This is a genomic window from Enterococcus sp. 12F9_DIV0723 (assembly GCF_002174375.1).
Lineage (GTDB): Bacteria > Bacillota > Bacilli > Lactobacillales > Enterococcaceae > Enterococcus_A > Enterococcus_A gilvus.
Window position 1 is genome coordinate 1 of sequence record NZ_NIBK01000001.1, and the last position, 22,020, is coordinate 22,020.

20 protein-coding genes, 1 rRNA gene and 1 other annotated feature are annotated in these 22,020 nt (G+C 38.0%); of the genes, 8 read left to right on the forward strand and 13 right to left on the reverse strand.

The window, feature by feature from the left end:
- Nucleotides 1–211, reverse strand: a 16S ribosomal RNA gene (locus A5868_RS00005); the annotation flags it as partial.
- Between the two features lie 603 nt (nucleotides 212–814).
- On the opposite strand from A5868_RS00005, the gene A5868_RS00010 reads away from it, so the two are divergent.
- From A5868_RS00010 to serS, 3 genes are all read left to right on the forward strand, one after another.
- Nucleotides 815–1,504: a response regulator transcription factor gene (locus tag A5868_RS00010; protein WP_010782286.1), complete on the forward strand. Its 690-nt coding sequence runs from the start codon at nucleotides 815–817 to the stop codon at nucleotides 1,502–1,504.
- Nucleotides 1,494–2,675: a sensor histidine kinase gene (locus tag A5868_RS00015; protein ID WP_086306013.1), complete on the forward strand. Its 1,182-nt coding sequence runs from the start codon at nucleotides 1,494–1,496 to the stop codon at nucleotides 2,673–2,675. The genes A5868_RS00010 and A5868_RS00015 overlap by 11 nt, the downstream gene beginning before the upstream one ends.
- 30 nt (nucleotides 2,676–2,705) lie before the next feature.
- Nucleotides 2,706–2,915 (forward strand) — a binding site (T-box leader).
- A gap of 44 nt (nucleotides 2,916–2,959) precedes the next feature.
- Nucleotides 2,960–4,240, forward strand: a complete 1,281-nt coding sequence (gene serS / locus A5868_RS00020; protein WP_086306012.1) for a serine--tRNA ligase — start codon at nucleotides 2,960–2,962, stop codon at nucleotides 4,238–4,240.
- A 60-nt stretch (nucleotides 4,241–4,300) separates the two neighbouring features.
- On the opposite strand, the gene guaB is transcribed toward serS, so the two are convergent.
- Together guaB and A5868_RS00030 are read right to left on the reverse strand one after the other, a co-directional pair.
- Nucleotides 4,301–5,785, reverse strand: coding sequence for an IMP dehydrogenase (guaB, locus tag A5868_RS00025; protein WP_010782283.1), 1,485 nt, complete (start codon nucleotides 5,783–5,785; stop codon nucleotides 4,301–4,303).
- A gap of 95 nt (nucleotides 5,786–5,880) precedes the next feature.
- A complete protein-coding gene (locus A5868_RS00030; protein ID WP_010782282.1) occupies nucleotides 5,881–6,363 on the reverse strand; it encodes a MerR family transcriptional regulator in 483 nt (160 codons plus the stop codon).
- 142 nt (nucleotides 6,364–6,505) lie between these two features.
- Here A5868_RS00030 and A5868_RS00035 point away from each other — a divergent pair, with 142 nt between their 5' ends.
- Together A5868_RS00035 and A5868_RS00040 are read left to right on the forward strand one after the other, a co-directional pair.
- Complete coding sequence (locus A5868_RS00035; protein WP_086306011.1) at nucleotides 6,506–7,972, forward strand: MDR family MFS transporter; 1,467 nt, start codon at nucleotides 6,506–6,508, stop codon at nucleotides 7,970–7,972.
- A complete protein-coding gene (locus tag A5868_RS00040) occupies nucleotides 7,969–8,679 on the forward strand; it encodes a DUF4811 domain-containing protein (protein ID WP_086306010.1) in 711 nt (236 codons plus the stop codon). Before A5868_RS00035 ends, A5868_RS00040 begins: the two co-directional genes overlap by 4 nt.
- 127 nt (nucleotides 8,680–8,806) lie before the next feature.
- Here the strand turns inward: A5868_RS00040 and A5868_RS00045 are convergent, their stop codons facing one another.
- The 7 genes from A5868_RS00045 to A5868_RS00075 form a co-directional block, all read right to left on the reverse strand.
- A complete protein-coding gene (locus tag A5868_RS00045) occupies nucleotides 8,807–9,511 on the reverse strand; it encodes a DUF1129 domain-containing protein (protein WP_010782279.1) in 705 nt (234 codons plus the stop codon).
- 13 nt (nucleotides 9,512–9,524) lie between these two features.
- Nucleotides 9,525–10,625 carry a redox-regulated ATPase YchF gene (gene ychF, locus A5868_RS00050; protein WP_086306009.1) on the reverse strand — a complete coding sequence of 367 codons (1,101 nt, stop codon included), beginning with the start codon at nucleotides 10,623–10,625 and terminating at the stop codon, nucleotides 9,525–9,527.
- Nucleotides 10,626–10,658: 33 nt separating this feature from the next.
- Nucleotides 10,659–10,853, reverse strand: coding sequence for a DUF951 domain-containing protein (locus tag A5868_RS00055; protein ID WP_010782277.1), 195 nt, complete (start codon nucleotides 10,851–10,853; stop codon nucleotides 10,659–10,661).
- Between the two features lie 47 nt (nucleotides 10,854–10,900).
- Nucleotides 10,901–11,791 carry a ParB/RepB/Spo0J family partition protein gene (locus A5868_RS00060; protein ID WP_010782276.1) on the reverse strand — a complete coding sequence of 297 codons (891 nt, stop codon included), beginning with the start codon at nucleotides 11,789–11,791 and terminating at the stop codon, nucleotides 10,901–10,903.
- Complete coding sequence (locus tag A5868_RS00065; protein WP_010782275.1) at nucleotides 11,778–12,545, reverse strand: ParA family protein; 768 nt, start codon at nucleotides 12,543–12,545, stop codon at nucleotides 11,778–11,780. Before A5868_RS00065 ends, A5868_RS00060 begins: the two co-directional genes overlap by 14 nt.
- Before the next feature lie 66 nt (nucleotides 12,546–12,611).
- Nucleotides 12,612–13,325, reverse strand: coding sequence for a 16S rRNA (guanine(527)-N(7))-methyltransferase RsmG (rsmG, locus tag A5868_RS00070; RefSeq protein ID WP_086306008.1), 714 nt, complete (start codon nucleotides 13,323–13,325; stop codon nucleotides 12,612–12,614).
- A gap of 119 nt (nucleotides 13,326–13,444) precedes the next feature.
- The gene (locus tag A5868_RS00075) at nucleotides 13,445–14,335 is read right to left on the reverse strand and encodes a LysR family transcriptional regulator (protein WP_086306007.1); all 891 of its coding nucleotides are present in this window, start codon (nucleotides 14,333–14,335) and stop codon (nucleotides 13,445–13,447) included.
- Nucleotides 14,336–14,483: 148 nt separating this feature from the next.
- On the opposite strand from A5868_RS00075, the gene A5868_RS00080 reads away from it, so the two are divergent.
- From A5868_RS00080 to aroD, 3 genes are all read left to right on the forward strand, one after another.
- Nucleotides 14,484–15,692: an MFS transporter gene (locus A5868_RS00080; RefSeq protein WP_086306006.1), complete on the forward strand. Its 1,209-nt coding sequence runs from the start codon at nucleotides 14,484–14,486 to the stop codon at nucleotides 15,690–15,692.
- 171 nt (nucleotides 15,693–15,863) lie between these two features.
- The gene (locus A5868_RS00085) at nucleotides 15,864–16,742 is read left to right on the forward strand and encodes a shikimate dehydrogenase (protein WP_086306005.1); all 879 of its coding nucleotides are present in this window, start codon (nucleotides 15,864–15,866) and stop codon (nucleotides 16,740–16,742) included.
- 10 nt (nucleotides 16,743–16,752) lie between these two features.
- Nucleotides 16,753–17,505 carry a type I 3-dehydroquinate dehydratase gene (gene aroD / locus A5868_RS00090; protein WP_086306004.1) on the forward strand — a complete coding sequence of 251 codons (753 nt, stop codon included), beginning with the start codon at nucleotides 16,753–16,755 and terminating at the stop codon, nucleotides 17,503–17,505.
- Nucleotides 17,506–17,670: 165 nt separating this feature from the next.
- Here the strand turns inward: aroD and mnmG are convergent, their stop codons facing one another.
- The 3 genes from mnmG to jag all read right to left on the reverse strand — a co-directional run bounded on the left by mnmG (nucleotide 17,671) and on the right by jag (nucleotide 21,963).
- A complete protein-coding gene (mnmG, locus tag A5868_RS00095) occupies nucleotides 17,671–19,572 on the reverse strand; it encodes a tRNA uridine-5-carboxymethylaminomethyl(34) synthesis enzyme MnmG (RefSeq protein WP_086306003.1) in 1,902 nt (633 codons plus the stop codon).
- A gap of 17 nt (nucleotides 19,573–19,589) precedes the next feature.
- Complete coding sequence (gene mnmE, locus A5868_RS00100) at nucleotides 19,590–20,987, reverse strand: tRNA uridine-5-carboxymethylaminomethyl(34) synthesis GTPase MnmE (RefSeq protein ID WP_086306002.1); 1,398 nt, start codon at nucleotides 20,985–20,987, stop codon at nucleotides 19,590–19,592.
- Between the two features lie 217 nt (nucleotides 20,988–21,204).
- Nucleotides 21,205–21,963 carry an RNA-binding cell elongation regulator Jag/EloR gene (gene jag / locus A5868_RS00105; protein WP_086306001.1) on the reverse strand — a complete coding sequence of 253 codons (759 nt, stop codon included), beginning with the start codon at nucleotides 21,961–21,963 and terminating at the stop codon, nucleotides 21,205–21,207.
- Between the last annotated feature and the right edge of the window lie 57 nt (nucleotides 21,964–22,020).

Below are 22,020 nucleotides of genomic sequence, written 5' to 3' on the forward strand. Positions count from 1 at the left end.
AAACCATGCGGTTTCTATTGTTATACGGTATTAGCACCTGTTTCCAAGTGTTATCCCCTTCTGATGGGCAGGTTACCCACGTGTTACTCACCCGTTCGCCACTCTTTTTCTTTCGGTGGAGCAAGCTCCGGTGAAAGAAAAAGCGTTCGACTTGCATGTATTAGGCACGCCGCCAGCGTTCGTCCTGAGCCAGGATCAAACTCTCATATAAAGCGTTTGAAACAATCTTGCGATTGTTAAGCTCAATTGTAATAATTGACTTGCTAGCATATTGCTTGCTATGTTGTTTGCTTCTATAGAATAGAAGCGCCCTACACATTTGGTTTGTTTTATTCGTTCAGTTTTCAAAGGTCTACGTTGTTTGTCGCTTTGTTTCAGCAACTTTTATATCTTAACAGGTTACTGAGTGAATGTCAACAACTTTTTTGAAGTTTGTTCAAAAAAGTGTTGCCATCGCTTTATGCGACTTTGTTATAATAACTGGTAACCAATTATTTGTCAACAACTTTTTTAGGTGCTCCGAAAGATTTTTTTCTGCTTCAGAACATAGATTAATATAGCAGTTTTAATGAGTCTGGTCAACGGAAAAATAGCGATTTTATCGACTTTTTTTAAAAACGATAGATAAAGGTATATATATAGATTTCGTTCGCTTTTCCATTTTAGAAAGCACTCTTTCCTTTGCTATAATAAATTAATCTTCGTCATTTTATTTTTGATTTTTCCTTAACTCATGATGCTGTCTTTCGCCTTCCCGTGATTTCTTTGGTAAAATATGGATGTAATTACTTTTTTATGGACGGAGGAACATTTAATGAAAGTATTGGTTGCAGATGATGATAAAGAAATTGTAGAACTGCTGAGTATTTATTTACACAACGAAGGTTATGAAGTTGTTAAAGCATATGATGGAAAAGAAGCCTTAAGCAAACTTCGTACAACAAATGATATCGACTTACTTATATTAGATATTATGATGCCCGTTATGGATGGCATGCAAGTTGTTAAAGAATTGAGAAAGGAATCTCAAATCCCTATCATAATGCTTACTGCTAAAACAACAGATATGGACAAAATCAAAGGATTAGTCGCTGGTGCTGATGATTATGTAACAAAACCGTTTAACCCTTTAGAGGTGATGGCGCGAGTGAAGTCTCTACTACGTCGAACACAGATGCACGTTGCTGAAGATCAGCCAGACATTCTTGAAATTCAATCCTTGATTATCAATAAAGATTCACACGAAGTAACGACGGTCGATGGAAAAGAAATTCAACTAACTGCCCTAGAGTTTGGAATTCTTTACTTATTAGCAAGTCATCCCAATCGTGTTTTCAGTGCGGACGAAATTTTTGAACGTGTATGGAAACAAGAAAGTATCGTCTCAGCAAAAACGGTCATGGTCCATGTCAGCCACTTACGTGATAAGATCGAAGAAGCGACTGATGGTGAAAAAGTGATCCAAACCGTTTGGGGTGTGGGTTATAAAATAGATGCCAAATAAAGTAGAAAAGAAGAAACGTATTACCCTTACTTCAAAAGAGGTCAGCGAATTAATTGCTGAAGGAATTGTTACTGTCATCTTATTGCTTCTATTAAATGTAGCAATTATGGTACTTTTTACTCAGATGCTCAGCAACTCTCCTGATTTGAGTGATGCAATTTATCGTTCAAAGGATATTTTCGCTAGTAATTTTGGTAGCGACATTTTCTGGAGTGGACGTAATTTTGTTATTCCTCTTTTTATTATTATTGATATTCTCATTGTTTTCTGGCGTTTAATTAGACGCTATAGACAGATGCAATTACGTCATATCATTAATGAATTGCATTATATTGCCAATGGAAATTATGATTATCGGATTCCATTTGAATTGCGTGGAGATCTTAGTAAGGTCGTTGACAGTATTAACGGGCTAGTAGACAGTACCGTTGCCGCTATTGAGGATGAACGCGAAATTGAAAAATCAAAAGACGAATTAATTACGAATGTCAGTCATGATATCCGTACTCCATTAACTTCAATCATTGGTTATCTTGGTTTAATTGAAGACGGTCAATACCAAAATGACGAAGAAATTCTCAAATATACCAGTATTGCCTATAAAAAGGCTAAACAGATGAAATCTTTAGTAGAAGACTTATTTGAATATTCGAAGGTGCGTCAACCTTCTGTTCCAGTCAATAATGTTTCTTTTGACATGGTACAGCTATTGGAGCAACTTGCTGCTGATTTTGAACTAGAAGCTAAGAAAAAGAATATTATGATTCAAGTTGATACAAAGGAAAGCCAATTAGTTATGGATGGCGATACCGAAAAGCTCGTCCGCGTGTTTAATAATCTAATTACAAACGCCTTAAAATACGGCACTGGTGCTAATAAAATAGTCATTGAGATAGAAAAAACAAAAAATGAAGCTGTCGTAACTGTCAAAAATAATGGAGAAGCTATTCCTAGAGAAGCTCTGGATCAATTATTTGATCGTTTTTACAGAGTTGACGGCTCTCGTTCTCAAGAAATCAGTGGTACCGGATTAGGCCTTGCTATTGCTCAAAATATCGTCAATTTACATGGTGGTTATATTTACGCACAGTCAAATAATGATTGGACGTCGTTTATCATTCATCTACCGCTCTATAAGAATCAGTTGAAGACCCTTCCAGATAATTATTGACTTTATTTTTCCAATTGCTTATACTTGTCTCAATATGATACGCAGGAAACCAAGTACGTAGTTTTGTTTTTTTAGAGAGTTGATGGCTGGTGGAAATCAACAAAACATTCTACGGAAATCCAGTTTCAATGTCTGTGTTTTTTGAAAGAAAAACCGGTTGACGTCGATATACGTCGTTCAAGTGCAGCTTTTGCTGAATTTGGGTGGTACCGCGAAATTCAACACCGTTTCGTCCCTATTTAACGGGATGAGACGGTGTTTTTTATTTTAAAGGAGGAAAAATAATGCTAGATGTAAAAATGATTCGTAACAACTTTTCTGAAGTAAATGAAAAATTAGCAACTCGAGGCGTAAAGGAAGACGTCTTAAAGCGCTTCTTAGATCTAGATGAACAACGCCGTCAACTCTTAGTAAAAACGGAAGAATTAAAAAAATACCGTAATGATGTTTCAAATGAAATTGCAAAATTGAAGCGTGAAAAAAATGATGCTGCTGATAAAATTGCTGAAATGAAGGAAGTTGGTATTAAAATCAAAGATTTCGATACTCAGGTAGCGGGTATTGATGAACAATTAACCGAAATCACAACAACCTTACCAAACTTGCCTCATGATTCTGTACCCATCGGTGAAGATGAAGACGACAATGTGGAAGTTCGTCGCTGGAGTACTCCGCGTCAATTTTCTTTCGAACCAAAACCACATTGGGAAGTTGCAGAAAACCTTGATATTTTAGATTTCGAACGCGGTGCAAAGGTTTCGGGAAGCCGCTTTGTTTACTACAAAGGATTAGGCGCTCGATTAGAACGTGCTGTTTATAATTTTATGTTAGATGAGCACGTTTATGAGCAAGGGTATACTGAAATGATTACTCCTTATTTGGTCAATAGTAAATCAATGTTTGGTACGGGACAGTTTCCTAAATTTAAAGAAGATGTCTTTCAGGTGGAGGATCGCGATCTAACTTTGATCCCAACTGCTGAAGTTCCTTTGACTAACTATTATGCAGATGAAATCTTAGATGGTAAGGACTTACCAATTTATTTTACTGCCCTATCTCCTTCTTTTCGTTCTGAAGCAGGCAGTGCAGGTCGTGATACTCGCGGGTTAATTCGTTTGCACCAGTTCCATAAAGTAGAAATGGTTAAGTTTAGCGACAAAGAAACTTCTTATGATGAGCTAGAAAAAATGACTCAAAACGCAGAAGTGATTTTACAAAAATTAAACCTGCCTTATCGTGTTATTACTTTATCTACTGGCGACATGGGATTCTCGGCTGCCAAAACATATGATCTAGAAGTATGGGTCCCTGCTCAAAATACGTATCGAGAAATTAGCTCTTGCTCAAACTGTGAAGATTTCCAAGCTCGCCGCGCAATGATTCGTTATCGCGACGAAGATGGTAAAGTTCAATATGCACACACTTTGAATGGTTCTGGCCTTGCTGTCGGACGTACAGTAACTGCTATTTTAGAAAACTATCAAAATGAAGACGGTTCGATTACCATTCCAGAAGTATTAGTCCCTTATATGGGTAATACAAAAGTCATTAAAAAGGAAAATTAAAAAAACAGCGACTTCTACTTTATGAAGTCGCTGTTTTTATATACAAAGCCGTACTAATTTTTATTGTTCAACTGAATAGTTTGGTGCTTCCTTAGTAATTTGAACATCGTGAGGGTGTGATTCTTTCAATCCATTCCCACTCATTTGAACAAATTGTGCATTTTCTCGAAGGTCTTTTAAATTACCTGCACCAACATAGCCCATACCAGCTTTTAATCCACCAATCATTTGGAAGATAATATCTGCTGCAGTTCCTTTATAAGCAACGCGTCCTTCAATACCCTCTGGCACTAATTTATTGGCTTCATTGACCCCACTTTGGAAATAACGATCACTAGATCCTTTTTCCATCGCGCCTAATGATCCCATACCACGATACGTTTTAAACCGACGTCCTTGGTAAATTTCAAATTCGCCTGGAGACTCATCTGTTCCAGCTAACATTGAACCGAGCATAACTGCATGTCCGCCAGCTGCCAAAGCTTTAACGATATCCCCAGAATATTTAATTCCTCCATCCGCTATAATTGCTTTGCCATATTGACGAGCAACAGAAGCTGCGTCGTAGATTGCCGTTAATTGAGGAACACCAACGCCGGCAACAACACGTGTTGTACAGATTGAACCAGGGCCAATACCTACTTTTACGACATCAACTCCAGCATCATATAATGCTTTTGCTCCTTCAGCAGTTGCAATATTACCTGCGATTAAAGTAGCGTCTTGGAACGTTTTCCGAATTTCGCTGATTTTGCGTAAAACACCGGCACTATGGCCGTGAGCGGTATCGATGACAATTGCATCAACACCTGCTTTAAGCAACGCTTCCGCCCGTTCAAAAGTATCACTGGTAACCCCGACAGCTGCAGCCACTAACAATCGGCCATGTTCATCTTTTGCCGCATTTGGAAATTCGATTACCTTTTCGATATCTTTGATAGTGATCAAACCACTTAATCGTCCTTCATCATCAACAATCGGTAATTTTTCGATTTTATGTTTTTGCAATGTTTTCTCAGCATCCTGTAGTTTTGTTCCTACTGGCGCTGTTACAAGACCTTCTTTGGTCATGACATCATTAATTAGCATGTCATAATCCGTTACAAATCGCATATCTCGGTTTGTTATGATGCCTACTAATTTTCGATTTTCTAACGTTTCTACGATCGGAACGCCACTAATACGGTAACGACTCATTAAATCTTCCGCATCCTGTACTTTATGTTCTGGTGTTAAGAAAAATGGATCAATGATCACACCACTCTCTGAACGTTTTACTTTACGAACTTCATCTGCTTGGGCAGCAACACTCATATTCTTATGGATGACTCCAAGGCCACCCTGCCGGGCCATAGCGATTGCCATTTTACTATCTGTTACAGTATCCATACTTGCACTCATTAATGGAATGTTCAACTTGATATTCTTCGCCAATTGTACGCTCATATCTACTTCATTTGGCAATACATGACTTTCCGCCGGAATCAATAAAACATCATCAAATGTCAGACCTTTTTTTGCAAATTTCGTTTCCCAATTAGACATTGTTCGTAACCACTCCCCAGAATTATTTTTAATAAAAAAACTAACAGAATGCACGAGTGAAGTCAACAACTTGTGTTGAAATCCTCATCTAACCTTTATTTTTCTGCTGATTCAAACCATTTTTCGAGTAATTCCGTCGTGATTGGTTCATCTGATGGAAGCGTCTGATACGTTGCTTGGTTTGTCTTGTTGTCTCGAATCAAATAAAAACCCTCTTTATTTGAGAAATCATCTAGAGAGATTACTGTGTAACGATCCTCAATATTCTGTATCCCCTTAAATACTTCACGTATCAATATCTTAGCCTGATGAATGTTCTCCTGTCGCTCTTGTGCCTTTTCAACCGCTGCAGTCAGTGTGTATCCCTCGTCTAAAAAATGCTTGATAATTTCTACCTTAATTACCATTGGCAATCTAAATTTTCGATTCCCACTTTTTTCACCGGTCGATTCAACATAGCCTTTTTGCTCCCAATAGCGAATTTGTCTAGGTGAAACACCCGTTACTTTACTTAATTCACTGATCCCTACTAATAATTCATCGCTTTCTAGGAGCTGTTTAACCGTATTGTTCTTCAAAACGCATCCCTCTCTTCACTTTATGATTATACTTTCGATAACAACCGTGTCAAGTAAGTTGACAAAAAAATAAAATAGCAGTAAAGTAACAAACGAACATTTATTGTTTCTGAAAATTTTCATAGAGAGAAGGCGTTAGATCGTGAGTAATAAACAAACGGTCGATATTTACGGAAAACCTTACAATCGTTCTTTATTAGTCGTTGTACTATTAATAGGAACTTTTTGTACGGTCTTAAATCAAACATTGTTAACAACAGCTTTTCCTGCACTAATGAAAGCTTTTGATATATCTGCTTCTAGTGTTCAATGGCTGACAACTGGCTTTTTGCTAGTGAACGGGATAATGATCCCCATCAGCGCTTGGCTGATCAATAAATTTAGCTCGAAAAGGTTGTACTTGACCGCAATGACAATCTTCTTGATCGGCACGATTACTTGTTTTGTCGCACCAAATTTTTCTACCTTATTAATAGGACGATTAATACAAGCGGCGGGTGTCGGTATTTCAATGCCGCTATTACAAAACATTATGCTTTCAATTTTCCCTCCAGAAAAACGCGGCTCAGCAATGGGAATGGCCGGAATCGTTATTGGACTTGCTCCAGCCTTAGGCCCCACTCTTTCTGGTTGGATTATTGATCACTATACATGGCGCGACCTGTTCGGTATGGTCATTCCAATCGTAATCTTCGTTTTGGTACTTGCCCTCTTCTTAATGAAGAGCGTCATTCAGCTATCCAATCCAAGTATCGACGTATTATCAGCCATATTATCAACAGTCGGCTTTGGCAGCCTGCTATATGGCTTTTCTTCTGTCGGTAATGACGGTTGGGGCAGCGCAAAAGTTATCAGCTTTTTAGTTGTTGGTGTTATAGTGATTGGTTTGTTTGTATGGAGACAACTAAGATTAGAGCATCCTTTCTTGGAATTACGTGTATTCAAATCGCCTATATTTACAATTGCTGCTATTTTAAGTGGTGTCGTAAATATGGCAATGGTTGGCGCTGAAATGGTACTTCCCCTATATATTCAAAATATTCGTGGAGAATCTGCTTTCCACTCAGGATTGATGTTGTTGCCTGGGGCTTTGGTCATGGGATTGATGATGCCGATAACTGGTGCTATCTTCGATAAACACGGTGCCAAACGATTAGCAATTAGTGGAATGTTGATCCTGACAGCCGCTACTCTACCTTTTGCCTTTTTAACTGCTGAAACACCTATTGCTATGATCGTTATTTTATATGCAATGCGTATGTTTGGTATCTCGATGGTTATGATGCCTGTCACTACTTCAGGAATGAATGCTTTACCAATGAATTTAATCAGCCACGGGACAGCCGTGAACAATACGTTCCGTCAAGTTGCAAGTTCTATCGGAACAGCTATTTTGATAAGTGTATTAACAAATGTTACAAAAGATAACTTACCTGCAGCACACTTACTGAAAACACTACCGTTGTCTTATAAAAATCAGGCAATTAGCGCCACACTCTCTGGTTATCATGCCGCTTTTTATGTCGCTGTGTTATTTGGTGTCGTAGGTTTTATCATCACTTTTTTCCTGAAAACCAATAAAAAAATGGAAGAAGGTATGACACAATGATTTTTGTTGTAACAATTATTAGTGTATTAGCTTTCGCATTAACGAATATCTTTGCTAAAAAAACTTGGCAAACCGTTCTTTCGATAATCTTTGCGAGTATCTTTTTAATCAGTCTCGCCCTCATTACAGCAAATGATCATTACCATTATGGAATGAAAAAAGTGACTGAAACAACAACACAAACCCTTCTTTCAACAGCCGACAACAAAGATATGAATATGTTGTTATACCAGCCTCTCGGAGATGGTACAGAAAAGATTTACTTATATAAAACAAATGACTCCCAGAAAAAGCCAAAAACAACTGGAACAGATCATGTTAGCAATATCGTAAAAACGAATCAAAAGAAATCTCAGTTAAAAACGGAGAAAACCTATTGGGTATACAAAAATGATACTACCAAATTCTGGTTTGGACTATCTAGCAAAAATCATCAATTAGTCAAAGAAAGAAATACCTTTGACGTTCAAAACGAATGGTTTGTTTTAAGTACAACTCAGGCAAAAAAATTAGCAAAATTAGCGCAAGAAAATAAGAGTACTATGCAAAATGATGCTAAATTATTTGTCCAAGAAAAAGTTAAAACAGCTATGATGCAAAACCCAACAATGGATCAAACCACCCAACAGAAGATCATCCAAGAAGCAACTTCTGAGTATCAACATCAAGCGGTGGCTAAATTAATTGCTAAAGTAGAAAAAGAATAAAAAAAGGACTATGCCAATTTAATTTTGGCATAGTCTTTTTGTTTGTTCTGTTCTTTTAATTTAGTTATTCCGTATAGGTAGATATACAAAAGGGGCAACGTCTGAAAGATGAACGTTGCCCCTTTTGTTATTTCCTTGGTGCAGTAGCTAGGCTGCTGATAATTCCAAAACGTTTTTTCAGGTAGTATCGTAAAGCAAGTGCAAGCCCGGATAGCACAATCAAAACGATTGGATCAAGTATAGGATTCAATGATGGTGGTAACAATGCCGCACCATTGAATACTAAAAACCATACGAGCGTTACAGATACTAATAAAAGAATGGTCTTCCAAGTTTTAGGTTTTTTTGATTTATCTGCACCAGGTTGTTCATACTGATAAACAAACAAGTACATCATATAAAAAACTAGGCCTCCCACAGCTGAGGCAACGATTAAAGCAGTGATACCATAGGTAACAGCTTGTGTTCCACGTGAAACAAACAGACCCATAATACCCGATACTATTCCCAAAAGTCCAAATAATAACAAGAAGTTATCCAGCCACATTAATGAAGCTGTGGTAGATTTTTTTTGTTCAACAGGTTTATTAACGATTGCGTCTAGCCGTTCTGAAACAGTACCGAACAATTGACGTGCTGTTTTCCCTGTTTTTTGTTCTTCAACTAAGACCGGCAGCATCTCATTCAAGGCCGTGATTGTTTGTTCCTCCGTTAAGTTAGCTGCTCTTAAGGATTTTTTTAAGTCAAAAATATACTGCTCATTACGTTTAGTTAATTTCGCTTCAAGTTGAATATTCTCAGCTTGTAGCGCTTGTAATTTTTCTGGTTCCATTGTTTCTTTCCTCCTAAACGTTGAAACGGAACAACATTACATCGCCATCTTGTACAACGTAATCTTTTCCTTCCAATCTGACGCGCCCTGCTTCTTTTGCAGCGTGCATACTGCCATATTTATCTAAATCTTCGAAAGATACTGTTTCAGCACGTATAAATCCGCGCTCAAAATCGGTATGAATGATTCCTGCTGCTTGAGGAGCCTTCATTCCTTTTCGGAAAGTCCATGCACGAACTTCTTGTTCCCCAGCTGTAAAATACGTTGCTAATCCTAACAAATCGTATGCTGTACGGATCAATTGATCAAGTCCAGATTCTTCGATTCCCATTGCTTCTAAAAATTCAGCCTTGTCTTCGTCTTCTAACTCAGCAATTTCTTCTTCCGCCTCCGCACAAACAACAATGACTTCAGAATGCTCACCAGCAGCAAAATTACGAACAATTTGAACATACTCATTACTATCCGGATCAGCTACCGTATCTTCATCAACATTCGCAACATATAGCACGGGCTTACTTGTTAATAAGAATAAACTTTTGACAATCTTTTCTTCCTCTTCAGTAAACTCAATCGTACGAGCTGATTGTCCTTCTTCTAGTACAGGTTTCAACTTATCTAAAATAGCTAACTCTGCTACCGCATTTTTTTCTTTTGTTTTTGCAACTTTTGCTACACGTGTATAGCGTTTATTGACAGAATCTAGATCCGCCAAGACTAATTCTAAGTTGATCGTCTCGATATCTTCCAACGGATCAACACGACCCTCTACGTGGGTAATATTTTCATTATCAAAGCAACGTACCACATGACAAATAGCGTCTACTTGGCGAATATGACTTAAGAATTGATTTCCTAGTCCTTCGCCTTTACTAGCACCTTTTACGATACCAGCGATATCTGTAAACTCAAAGGTTGTTGGCACTGTCTTTTTGGGATGAACCAATTCAGTTAAACGTTCTAAGCGCCAATCAGGCACCTCTACCATCCCGACATTTGGATCAATCGTTGCGAAAGGATAGTTGGCAGCTTCTGCTCCCGCTTTAGTAATTGCATTAAATAGGGTAGATTTACCAACATTGGGCAATCCTACGATTCCGGCTGTTAAGGCCATGTTTTACTTCACTCTTTCTCTACTAAGGAATTATTATTGAGCAGAATCACTTTTCTTCTCAAGGATTTTTTTCATTTTTTTCTCAAAATCACGTCGTGTCATCATAACTATATGACCACAATTGACACATTTTATCTTTATATCCGCACCCATACGAATGATCTCCCAGCGATTTGTCTGGCAAGCGTGCGGTTTTTTCATTTCAACAATATCACCTAAATCATACATCTGGCAAACCCTCCTCGTTCATATTCAATAGTCATTTTCAGTAATGATCAGGATTCATCGAAATGAATATTTAAAATATCTAGGATACGTGTTAAGTCTGAAGGTGATAAATATTCGATCGCAATTTTGCCTTTTCCGTCTTTTTCAACGATTTCGACACCTGTTCCAAATTTATCCATCAAACGGTCTTCACTTTCTCGTAAGTAGTAAGGCTTTTCTTTCGTCAAACGAGGACCTTTTTTCTTGTCTTTCGCTTTTCCTTCATTATATTCATTAACAATTTGTTCTAATTGACGAACAGTCAAATTTTCTTTAACCGCGCGATTGGCCAGTTTTAGAATCTGATCTTTTTTCTTTAATCCCAATAGCGTTCGAGCCTGTCCCATTGATAAACGTTCGTCTTGTACCATCTCTTTTACTAATTTAGGCAAGGTTAACAAACGTAAATAATTGGCGATATACGGTCGGCTTTTTCCTAAACGGTTGGCTACGTCTGCTTGTGTTAATTTTAAATTTTTCATCAGCATTTCATAAGCTTCCGCTTCTTCTAACGGGTTTAGATCCTCACGCTGCAAATTTTCTAATACTGCAATTTGCATCATCGCTTCTTCATCAAACTCACGGATAATCGCTGGAATTGTTTCTTTTCCTGCTAACTTAGATGCACGAAAACGACGTTCTCCAGCAATCAGCTCATATCCTTTAACTGCCGATTTTCTAACAATAATTGGTTGAAAAACACCCGATTGTTCAATCGAATTGGCTAATTCTTGTAATGTCGTTTCATCAAAAGATTTCCGTGGTTGATAGGGGTTTGGACGCAAATCACTCAATGGAATCTCAATGACTTGATCCTTTTTCATATCGACTTCTTCAATCTCAGAAAGGTCTTGGAACAAGGCATCGATCCCTCGGCCTAATCCTTTATTTTTGCTCACGAACTAACACTTCCTTTGCTAGAGCTTGATAAACTTCGGCACCTTTTGAACGTGGATCATAATCAATGATCGGCTTTCCATGACTAGGGGCTTCAGATAAACGGACATTTCTTGGAATAATCGTATCGTAAACTTTTTCTTGGAAATAACGACGGACCTCTTCTACCACTTCTGCACCAAGGTTCGTTCGTGCATCATACATCGTTAAGAGAACACCTTCAATCTCTAGTCCAGGATTAAAGTGTTTTTGAACCAATCTAACTGTATTTAACAGCTGACTCAATCCTTCCAATGCATAGTATTCACATTGAACAGGAATTAAAATAGCATCACTTGCCGTGAATGCATTGATCGTCAAATGCCCTAAAGATGGGGGGCAATCAACTAAAATGAAGTCATAATCATCACTTACTTCTGCTAAAGCGCTCTTCAGGCGTGATTCTCTTGCCATCATAGAAGTCAATTCAATCTCTGCCCCAGCCAACTGCAAAGTAGCTGGTACGATGGATAAATTCTCTCGCGATGTCTCAATTATTGTATCTTTAATAGGAACTTCATTGACTAAAACATCATAAATATCTTGTTTTACGTCCGGTTTACGCACTCCTAAACCACTTGTAGCATTTCCTTGTGCGTCGCTGTCAATCAGCAAGACCTTTTTACCATCATAAGCTAAGCACGCACCCAAATTGACGGTTGTCGTTGTTTTTCCAACACCGCCTTTTTGGTTTGCAACAGATATGATCCGTGCCATCTAATTTCCTCCTAGTTCATACAAATTAAATCTATTTCCATTAATCGAAAATAAATTGAATATCCTTTATTTTAACGGTTGCTTATTAGGCAAACCTGGTTTACGTGGATATTTTTTAGGTGTTTCCTTCTTTTTTTGTATCGTGATAATATGGCGCGTATCACCATTTGGCAATGAAACATCTTCCGCTTGAATCAACTTTCCGCCCAATAGAGCGATCGCTGGTCTAGCTTCTTCCAACTCTTCCTCACTCTGAGCTGCCTTTAGGGCAAAGAAATAGCCGTTCTTTTTAACCAATGGCAAACAAAGTTCTGATAAAACACTTAATCGTGCAACCGCTCGAGCAGTCACAAAATCATAACTTTCTCGAAAGTTCGAATTTTGTCCAAACGTTTCTGCCCTATCATGATATAAATCAACCTTTTCTAATTCTAATGCCTTTATTAAGGATGTCAAAAAAGTGATTCGTTTATTCAAAGAATCGACAATCGTAACTTCTAGTTCAGGGAAAATAATTTTTAATGGCAGACTAGGAAATCCTGCGCCAGATCCTACGTCACATAGTTTCCCCAGCGGCTTGAACGTGTCAGAAAAAGATAACGTAATAGAATCATAAAAATGCTTCAGATATACTTCTTTATGTTCTGTAATTGCCGTGAGATTCATCTTTTGGTTCCACTCAACCAATAAATGAAAATAGGTGTCAAATTGAGCCATCTGTTTTTTGGATAGTTCAATCCCCTGTTTCTCTAATTCCATTTGAAATTCTTCTGGTGTCATAAGAAATCCTTTCATATTCGTGAAACAGCAAAATGTTTCACAGACTATTCTCTACTTTAACTTATTATTGCTTTACATGCAATGGTTTACGTATGTTTCACAATGAGATTAAGAAAGCTTTAACTCCAATTTTTATTCGCACTTTTTAAACAGAAATCATAGAACTTTTTTAACACGGGAATTTCTAAATTATTTTTTTTCACCGCTAAGTATATATTACGATCCTCCAAAACATCACTGATAGCGATTTTTTTTACCGGAAATGAACTAATTGACGGGATATCAGGCATAATAGCAATGCCATAATTTTGACCTACAAAACCCAAAATACTGTGGTCTTCCTCCAATTCACACACAATTTCTAAATTTAAATCGCTATTTTTTATCTGTTGATCTAAATACGGACGTAAACCACTTTGTTTACTGTAATAAACATAGGGATAGTCACTTGTCTGTGATAGAGAGATCGTATCAAATTTTGACAACGGGTGTTCCAAGGGTACGACTACCACCATCTCTTCCTGCGTCAATATTTGATAAATCAATTCTGGATCGTTGCTTACCTTTGAACAAATGCCAATATCAATAGAATCTTCAAGCAGCATTTGAATAATTTGATTGGAATTTCCTTGTTGGAACTCAAAATTAATTTTTTGATGTCCTTTTTGATGAAACGATTGTGTCAATTTTGGGGCTAAGTTCGCTCCCATAGTAAAAATAAATCCGAACTGAATTTCTCCTGAGTCTGGATCAACCATTTCTTGCAATTTTCGTTGCCCCTTTTCGATTTCAGCTAATGCCGGTGCAACATATTCATAAAAAATCCGCCCGTGACGTGTTAATTGAATATTTCTTCCTTTTTTTTCAAATAAGGTGACTCCGATCTCTTGCTCTAGCATCGTCATCGCATGACTAATATTTGGTTGTGATGTATTTGAATCTTTCGCAGCTTGCGTCATATGCTCTGTTTGTGCTAATGTTACAAAAAATTCCAATTGTCGTAAGTTCACTTTACTCACCTCTCTAAGTATAAAATTTATTCATTTAATAGATAGAGTTTATCAATTTTATCGATATAAATCATTAGTTTTTATGACAATTGTGGGTTATTATGTGGGTGACTTCAAGTGAAGTGAATCACATGAAAGGGGTCTCATTGTGAAAAAAGAAAATTATCGTTTCTTAATTTCTAGCTTGTACTTCAACTATGTTTTTCAGGGGATGGCTGCCATTCTATTGTCGCAAAACATGACAAGCTTAAAAATACACTGGCAAGCTACTACTGCTCAAGTGACACTGGTTATGAGCGCTATTGGATTAGGGAGAATTTTAAGTCTTTACTTTTCTGGTTACTTTTCGGATAGATTTGGTCGCAAAAAGACAGTGTTAATTGCTATAGGTTCATATATAATCTTTTTCTGTGGTATGTTGTTGAGTTCAAATTATCAATTGGCATTCTTCCTAGCCATGTTTGGCGGTATTAGCAATGCGTTTCTTGATACCAGTACCTATCCAACATTGGTTGAAGCTTATCCTGATGAGAGGGTAAACAGTTCTCTAAGCGTATTGAACAAAGCGTTTATTTCTCTTGGACAATTTCTGCTGCCTTTTATCACACGCTATTTATTACAACACAATCTGTTTTTTGGTTGGCCTTTTATTCTCTGCGCTTTATGTCTTTTGGCTAATATGGCTTATTTATTATTTGCTCGGTTTCCCACGTCTACAACGATCATAAAAAAAGACACGGATACTTCAACAAAAAATACGCTAGTAAATCGAGGAAACTTTAAAATCGATGGGATTGCTTTACTGATTTTCTCATTTGTATCGGTCTCCTTATTTAATGTGTTTATTTTATGGATTCCTCAATACGCTGAAAGTATGCGCATCGTCTCTCATGAGAATAGCTTGATCTTCGTAAGCCTTTATAGCACCGGATCTTTTATTTCTGTTTTCTTTACTTCAGGGATTGTTAAAAAAGGGATTAGCGTTCCGAAATTTATCAGTTTTTGCCTTTCAATTTCTGGGCTAGCACTGCTTTCCATGCTCATTTATCCAAGCTTTTTGACAATCGTTCTAGCCGCAATCTGCATAGGTATCTTCGCAGCAGGTGGCATTTGGCAATTAGGGCTAGCGCTAATGTTGGAATTATTTCCTAAAAAGAAGGGAAAATGCACGAGTTATTATTCATTAGCAACCTCCGTTTCTATTATGGTCACGCCTTATATAACCGGCGTTCTCAGCGAGCAGAAGATTACCTACGTTTTTTGGTTCGTTTTTCTTCTAAATATTATCGGGTTAGCAGCTTCTCTCGTCATCGTTCATCGATATACGAAATTGATAAAACGACTAGTATTAAACTAGTCGTTTTATTTATTTGCTTTATTAGTTTCATCAATATAAAGCATTAGTTTTTCAAAGGAATAGCTTTTAAAATAAAGATAATAACTTGTGATTTTTTTCATAATCATTTTATTTATAAAACGCTTCGCTTGAGAAACTACGAACAAAAAAATTGAAAAGAGGAATTTACCCATGACAGAACGCTTAACTGGACACACTTTATTAATTAGTTTGATCGCGACACCAATTCGCCACAGCATGTCTCCTACGATGCACAATGAAGCTTTCGCTAAATTGGGACTTGATTACGCTTATTTAGCTTTTGAAGTTGGAAACAAGGAGCTGAAGGATACTATTCAAGGTATTCGTGCTTTGGGAATACGTGGTTCGAATGTGTCCATGCCTAATAAGCAAGCCATTATCCCTTATCTAGATGAAGTATCCCCAGAAGCAACTTTAATTGGTGCAGTAAATACCGTAACGAATGTTGAGGGGAAAGGGCATCTGGTAGGTTACAATACTGACGGTATTGGTGCGATGGAAGCTCTGAAAGATGAAGGAGTCGAGGTAAAAGGACAGATTATTACTTTGACAGGAGCTGGCGGTGCAGGGACAGCAATTGCCATTCAAGCTGCCTTTGATGGAGCAAAGGAATTAAGAATTTTCAATATTCATGATACTGTTTATTCAAATGCTGAAGAAACAGTACGTAAGATCAATGAAAATACTGAATGTAAAGCAACTATTACTGATCTAGCTGATCAAGAAGCATTTAAAACTTCTATTTCGGAAAGCAGTATTTATATTGACGCAACAGGTGTAGGCATGAAGCCTCTAGAAGACACAAGCTTGATTAATGATCCCGCAGTTATACGTCCAGACTTGGTTGTTTTTGATGTTGTGTATTCTCCGCGTGAAACGAAATTATTGAAATTTGCGAAAGAAAATGGCGCAAAAAAAGCGATCAATGGACTTGGTATGATGCTTTATCAGGGAGCAGCCGCTTTTAAATTATTTACGGGTGAAGATATGCCTGTTGACTACATTAAAGATCTTTTATTCAAAGATTAGGAGGAAAAAAATGAAAACAGTAACCGTTGATCACATTACGATCGGTGACGGTCTTCCAAAAATCATTGTCCCGATGGTAGGCAATACCGTAGAAGAGTTAGAGAAAGAAGCCGAATTGATTCATACATTAGATTGTGATCTGGTAGAATGGCGAATCGATTTTTTTGAACAGGTTTCGAATTTTCAGGCCGTTGCTTCTCTTTCTCATAACTTAAAAGCCATTTTAGAAAAACCACTTCTAATTACTTTTCGAACGAAGAATGAAGGCGGCGTATACGACCTTTCAGAGAGTGATTATTTTGAACTCTATAAGACAATTATTTCTAATGGAAACTTGAATCTTCTGGATGTCGAATTGTTTATGCCAGAGAAACAAGTAAACGAACTTATTGATCTCGCACATAAGAACGAAATAAAAATTATTATGTGTAATCATGATTTTCAAAAAACACCAGAAAAAGAGGAAATTATCCATCGTTTGCGTTCAATGCAAGATAAAGGCGCAGATATTTGTAAGATTGCGGTAATGCCAACAGCTTCCGAAGATGTTTTAACTTTGCTGGATGCGACTCGAGAAATGTATGAAACCTATGCGCAAGTTCCATTAATAACCATGTCTATGGGGGCGCTGGGTATGATTAGCCGAGTATCAGGACAAGTCTTTGGTTCTGCAGCTACTTTCAGTTCGGCTACAACTGCTTCCGCGCCAGGACAAGTTCCTGTTGTTGAACTACGTAAAATTTTAGAGACATTAAAACAATAAGTTCTTTCAAAAACAGGTGAAATTGTTCACCTGTTTTTTTGTGTTGTAACTTAAAAAGTTAACGTGCGGTCATTGAAAAATAGACTAAAAAAAACGATCGAGCCTTTTTTAAAAAAGCTCGATCGTTTTCAATGCTTGCAGCAAGTTACTTTTCTTCTTTATCTTTTAGACCTCTTCGCTGCTCACCTTAGCGATTTTCCCTTGCTCCACATAAACCATTAAAATACTTATGTCTGCTGGATTTACACCACTAATACGGCTAGCTTGTGCAATTGTTTGCGGTTGAATCTTTTGTAATTTTTGTTTTGCTTCTGTAGCCAAACCATTAATTGACTCGTAGTCAATGCGCTCTGGAATACGTTTTGCTTCCATTCGCTTCAATTTTTCTACTTTCTCCATCGCTTTTTTGATGTAACCTTCATACTTGATTTGAATTTCTACTTGCTCAATTTCTTTTTCTGTAAGGTTCTCATTAAACGCAATAAACTGCATTAATTCTTGATAGGAAATTTCTGGGCGTTTTAGGAAATCACTCGCTAGAACACCGTCTTTCAATTCTGCGCTATTTTTGCCTTGTAAGAAGCTTTGCACTTCTTTGGTAGGTTTTACCCGAACCGATCGTAAACGAGCCATCTCCGCTTCGATATGAGTCTTTTTGATCAAGAAAGCTTGGTAGTCTTCTTCTTCTACCAACCCAATAGTATGTCCAATTTCAGTCAAACGTAAATCTGCGTTGTCATGGCGTAAAATTAAACGATACTCTGCGCGCGAGGTTAGCAAGCGATAAGGCTCATTGGTTCCTTTTGTAACTAAGTCATCAATCATCACACCGATATATCCATCACTGCGTTTCATGATAAAGGGGGCTTTTCCTTGAATCTTCAATGCCGCATTGATCCCTGCCATCAACCCTTGCCCTGCCGCTTCTTCGTAGCCGCTAGTCCCGTTTGTTTGACCAGCCGTGTAAAGGTTCTCGACTACTTTTGTTTCTAGCGTTGGGCGCAATTGGTGAGGGGCAACCATGTCATACTCGATCGCATAACCCGTACGCATCATCTCTGCTTTTTCTAATCCTTCAATTGAATGTAAAACGTCATTTTGCACATCTTCGGGTAGAGAAGTAGATAGACCTTGTACGTACACTTCTTCCGTGTTGCGACCCTCAGGCTCTAAGAACAATTGATGACGCTCTTTATCAGCAAACCGTACGATTTTATCTTCAATCGATGGACAATAGCGCGCACCGACACCGTCGACAATTCCTGTAAACATTGGTGCACGATGCAGATTATTCTGAATGATTTCATGACTTTTTAGGTTTGTATATGTCAGCCAACAAGGGATTTGATCCTGTAAGTATTGGCTATCAGGCGTTTGAAAACCAAAATGATTTGGTTTTTCGTCTCCTGGTTGGATCTCTGTTTTACTGTAATCAATAGAGCCTGATTTTACCCGAGGGGGCGTTCCTGTTTTGAAACGATGAATCTCTAAACCTAATTCTTGTAGATGGTCAGCTAATTTAATTGAGGGCTGTGAATTGTTCGGACCAGAAGAATACTTCAATTCGCCGATAATAATCTCTCCGCGTAAAGCTGTACCTGCTGTGATAATGACTGCTTTTGCTGAATAAACCGCACCTGTAGAAGTTACGACGCCTTTACAAATACCATCCTCCACTACTAAACGATCGACTACACCTTGTTTCAAGGTTAATTTTTCTTCTTTTTCAATGGTATGCTTCATTTCTTCCGCATAGGCGTGTTTATCTGCTTGCGCGCGTAGCGCACGCACAGCCGGACCTTTACCGGTATTCAACATCCGCATTTGAATGTATGTTTTATCAATATTGCGGCCCATTTCTCCACCAAGTGCGTCAATTTCTCGTACAACAACACCTTTGGCTGGCCCACCTATAGATGGATTACATGGCATGAAGGCCACCATGTCCAAATTGATTGTAATCAATAACGTCTTTTGTCCCATTCGTGCAGCTGCTAACGCTGCTTCCGAACCAGCATGCCCAGCTCCGACAACAATGACATCATAATTTCCTGCTTGATATTCCACGTAATTGCTCCTTTTCTCTATTTTCCTAAACAAAATTGACTAAATAATTGAGTGATTAATTCATCTTGTACACTGTCTCCAACAATCTCACCTAAATAGTCCCAACAGCGAGTCATATCGATCTGAACTAAGTCCACCGGCATACCTGCTAGGATTCCATTGCGTACTTCCTTTAAGGATTGTCCCGCTTTTTCGAGCAAGGCGATGTGACGCGTATTTGATACATAAGTAGCATCTTTTTCGCCGGTCTGACCACCAAAGAAAAGTTTAGCGATCGCTTCTTCCAATTGATCTAAGCCAGCTTTTTCTAAAACTGAGATGGCAAAAACTTCATCCGTTCCAAGATACATATTAAGTTCTTCTTGAGATAGTCGACTTGGAAGGTCTGTCTTATTTAGTAGAATTATTCGTTTTAAACCTTGCGTTGCTTTAAGTAATTCTTTGTCCTCTGTAGTGAGCGCCTCACTTTGGTTCAAGACTAGCAAAATTAAATCTGCTTCACTCAACGCTTTGCGACTACGTTCAACTCCGATTTTTTCCACCACATCGTCTGTCTCCCGAATACCCGCTGTATCGATCAATTTTAACGGCACTCCACGAACATTGACATATTCTTCTATCACATCTCGTGTTGTCCCAGCTATTTCTGTTACAATCGCTTTTTCCTCGTGTAGCAAATGGTTTAACAAACTGGATTTACCAACGTTAGGTCGACCTATAATAGCCGTGCTAAGTCCTTCTCTCAGGATTTTTCCTTGCTTCGCATTTAATAGTAAAGCGTCGATTTGCTGTCCAACTTGTTGTGCTTTTTCTAATAGTAGTTGTGTCGTTAATTCTTCTACATCATCATATTCAGGATAATCAATATTTACTTCAACCTGTGCTAACGTCCCTAAGATTTCTTGTCGTAATTGACGAATTAAATGCGATAAATTACCGTCAAGTTGATTGATCGCAACGCTCATTGCTCGATCCGTTTTTGCTCGAATCAAATCCATTACAGCCTCTGCTTGCGATAGATCCACCCGTCCGTTCAAAAATGCTCTTTTAGTAAACTCACCAGGCTCTGCTAAGCGTGCCCCTGAACGTAAAATCAATTGTAGTAATTGATTGACTACCACGATACCTCCATGACAGTTAATTTCAACAATGTCTTCACGTGTAAATGTTTTCGGTGCGCGCATAACACTGATCATTACCTCATCCACGACCTGTTGCTCCACAGGGTCAATAATGTGTCCATAATGGATGGTATGTGATGGCACATCTGATAAGCTTTTTTTCCCACTACGATACACCTTATCCGCAATAGTTACTGCTTGATCGCCACTTAATCTCACAATGCTGATTGCGCCTTCACCTGGGGGCGTTGAAATTGCTGCAATCGTATCAAATTCCAAGGTAATCTCTGCCACTATTTTTCCTCCTATTGCTTAAAAGCATAAAAAAAGTGCCTACTCCACCCCTTAATAAAGGAGTAGATTGAGCACTTTGACTGCTTATCTACAAAATTCTGGTGTAAGATTAGCATATTTTTTTTGACAATTCAAGCGTCCACGCTGAAATAACTCTACTTCTTCAATTTTTAATAAATAAAAAAGCTGCTCCAAGCAACTTGGGCAGCTTCTCTATTTAAAAATACTTTTTCGCCGGTTCAACAACCAGATAACGATAAGGATCTTCGCCTTCTGAATGAGTCTTAATATACTCATCCTTGCTTAAAGCCGAATGGATCATTTTTCTTTCAAATGCAGGCATCGGTTCTAAAAAGACGGGTCGACCTGTCTCCTTCACCTTATCAGCAGTCCGCTGAGCCAAACGAGTTAAAACTTCTTCGCGTTTTTGACGATAGTTACCAATATTTACCACCACTGATAATTTATCTTTGGCAACACGATGGAGAAAGACTTGCGATAAATATTGAAGAGCATTTAATATTTTACCATGTTTTCCAATCAGCATTCCTTGTTTGTTCGTTTCTAAATTCATGACGATCAATCCATTGGATTCATGTTGGATCTTAACTAACGCTGGCACGCCCATACCCTTCGTAATGTCAGTCAAATAAAGGGCTAATTCTTTTATCGCTTCCTCTGCATCTAAATCCACTAATTGATTCGTAGTTTCTGATAGTTCTTCACTATCAGATAAAGGTGTATTTTCTTCTTCCACAACCTTTTTTACAGGTACTTCTACTGATTCAACAGGCTCTTCAGAAATATCATTCTTGGTTGGTTCAATCGAGACCTTCGCGTCTTTCTTTCCCATTCCTAGAAATCCTTTTTTTGCATCTGCTAAAATTTCAATATCGACTTCTTCTTTTGGCATCCCCAAAGCGTGCAATCCTTTTGAAATTGCTTCATCGATCGTTGGACCTTCATAAATAGGCATTTTCTAAACCTCCTTATTTATAAGCAATAAACTACTTTTATTTAAGCTAATTCAGCA

Excerpts from the sequence above, each read along its gene's own strand:
- A5868_RS00010 (WP_010782286.1), top strand. The coding sequence starts at position 815 with ATGAAAGTATTGGTTGCAGATGATGATAAAGAAATTGTAGAACTGCTG.
- A5868_RS00015 (WP_086306013.1), top strand. The coding sequence starts at position 1,494 with ATGCCAAATAAAGTAGAAAAGAAGAAACGTATTACCCTTACTTCAAAA.
- serS (WP_086306012.1), top strand. The coding sequence starts at position 2,960 with ATGCTAGATGTAAAAATGATTCGTAACAACTTTTCTGAAGTAAATGAA.
- guaB (WP_010782283.1), bottom strand. The coding sequence starts at position 5,785 with ATGTCTAATTGGGAAACGAAATTTGCAAAAAAAGGTCTGACATTTGAT.
- A5868_RS00040 (WP_086306010.1), top strand. The coding sequence starts at position 7,969 with ATGATTTTTGTTGTAACAATTATTAGTGTATTAGCTTTCGCATTAACG.
- A5868_RS00045 (WP_010782279.1), bottom strand. The coding sequence starts at position 9,511 with ATGGAACCAGAAAAATTACAAGCGCTACAAGCTGAGAATATTCAACTT.
- ychF (WP_086306009.1), bottom strand. The coding sequence starts at position 10,625 with ATGGCCTTAACAGCCGGAATCGTAGGATTGCCCAATGTTGGTAAATCT.
- A5868_RS00055 (WP_010782277.1), bottom strand. The coding sequence starts at position 10,853 with ATGTATGATTTAGGTGATATTGTTGAAATGAAAAAACCGCACGCTTGC.
- A5868_RS00065 (WP_010782275.1), bottom strand. The coding sequence starts at position 12,545 with ATGGCACGGATCATATCTGTTGCAAACCAAAAAGGCGGTGTTGGAAAA.
- rsmG (WP_086306008.1), bottom strand. The coding sequence starts at position 13,325 with ATGACACCAGAAGAATTTCAAATGGAATTAGAGAAACAGGGGATTGAA.
- A5868_RS00085 (WP_086306005.1), top strand. The coding sequence starts at position 15,864 with ATGACAGAACGCTTAACTGGACACACTTTATTAATTAGTTTGATCGCG.
- aroD (WP_086306004.1), top strand. The coding sequence starts at position 16,753 with ATGAAAACAGTAACCGTTGATCACATTACGATCGGTGACGGTCTTCCA.
- jag (WP_086306001.1), bottom strand. The coding sequence starts at position 21,963 with ATGCCTATTTATGAAGGTCCAACGATCGATGAAGCAATTTCAAAAGGA.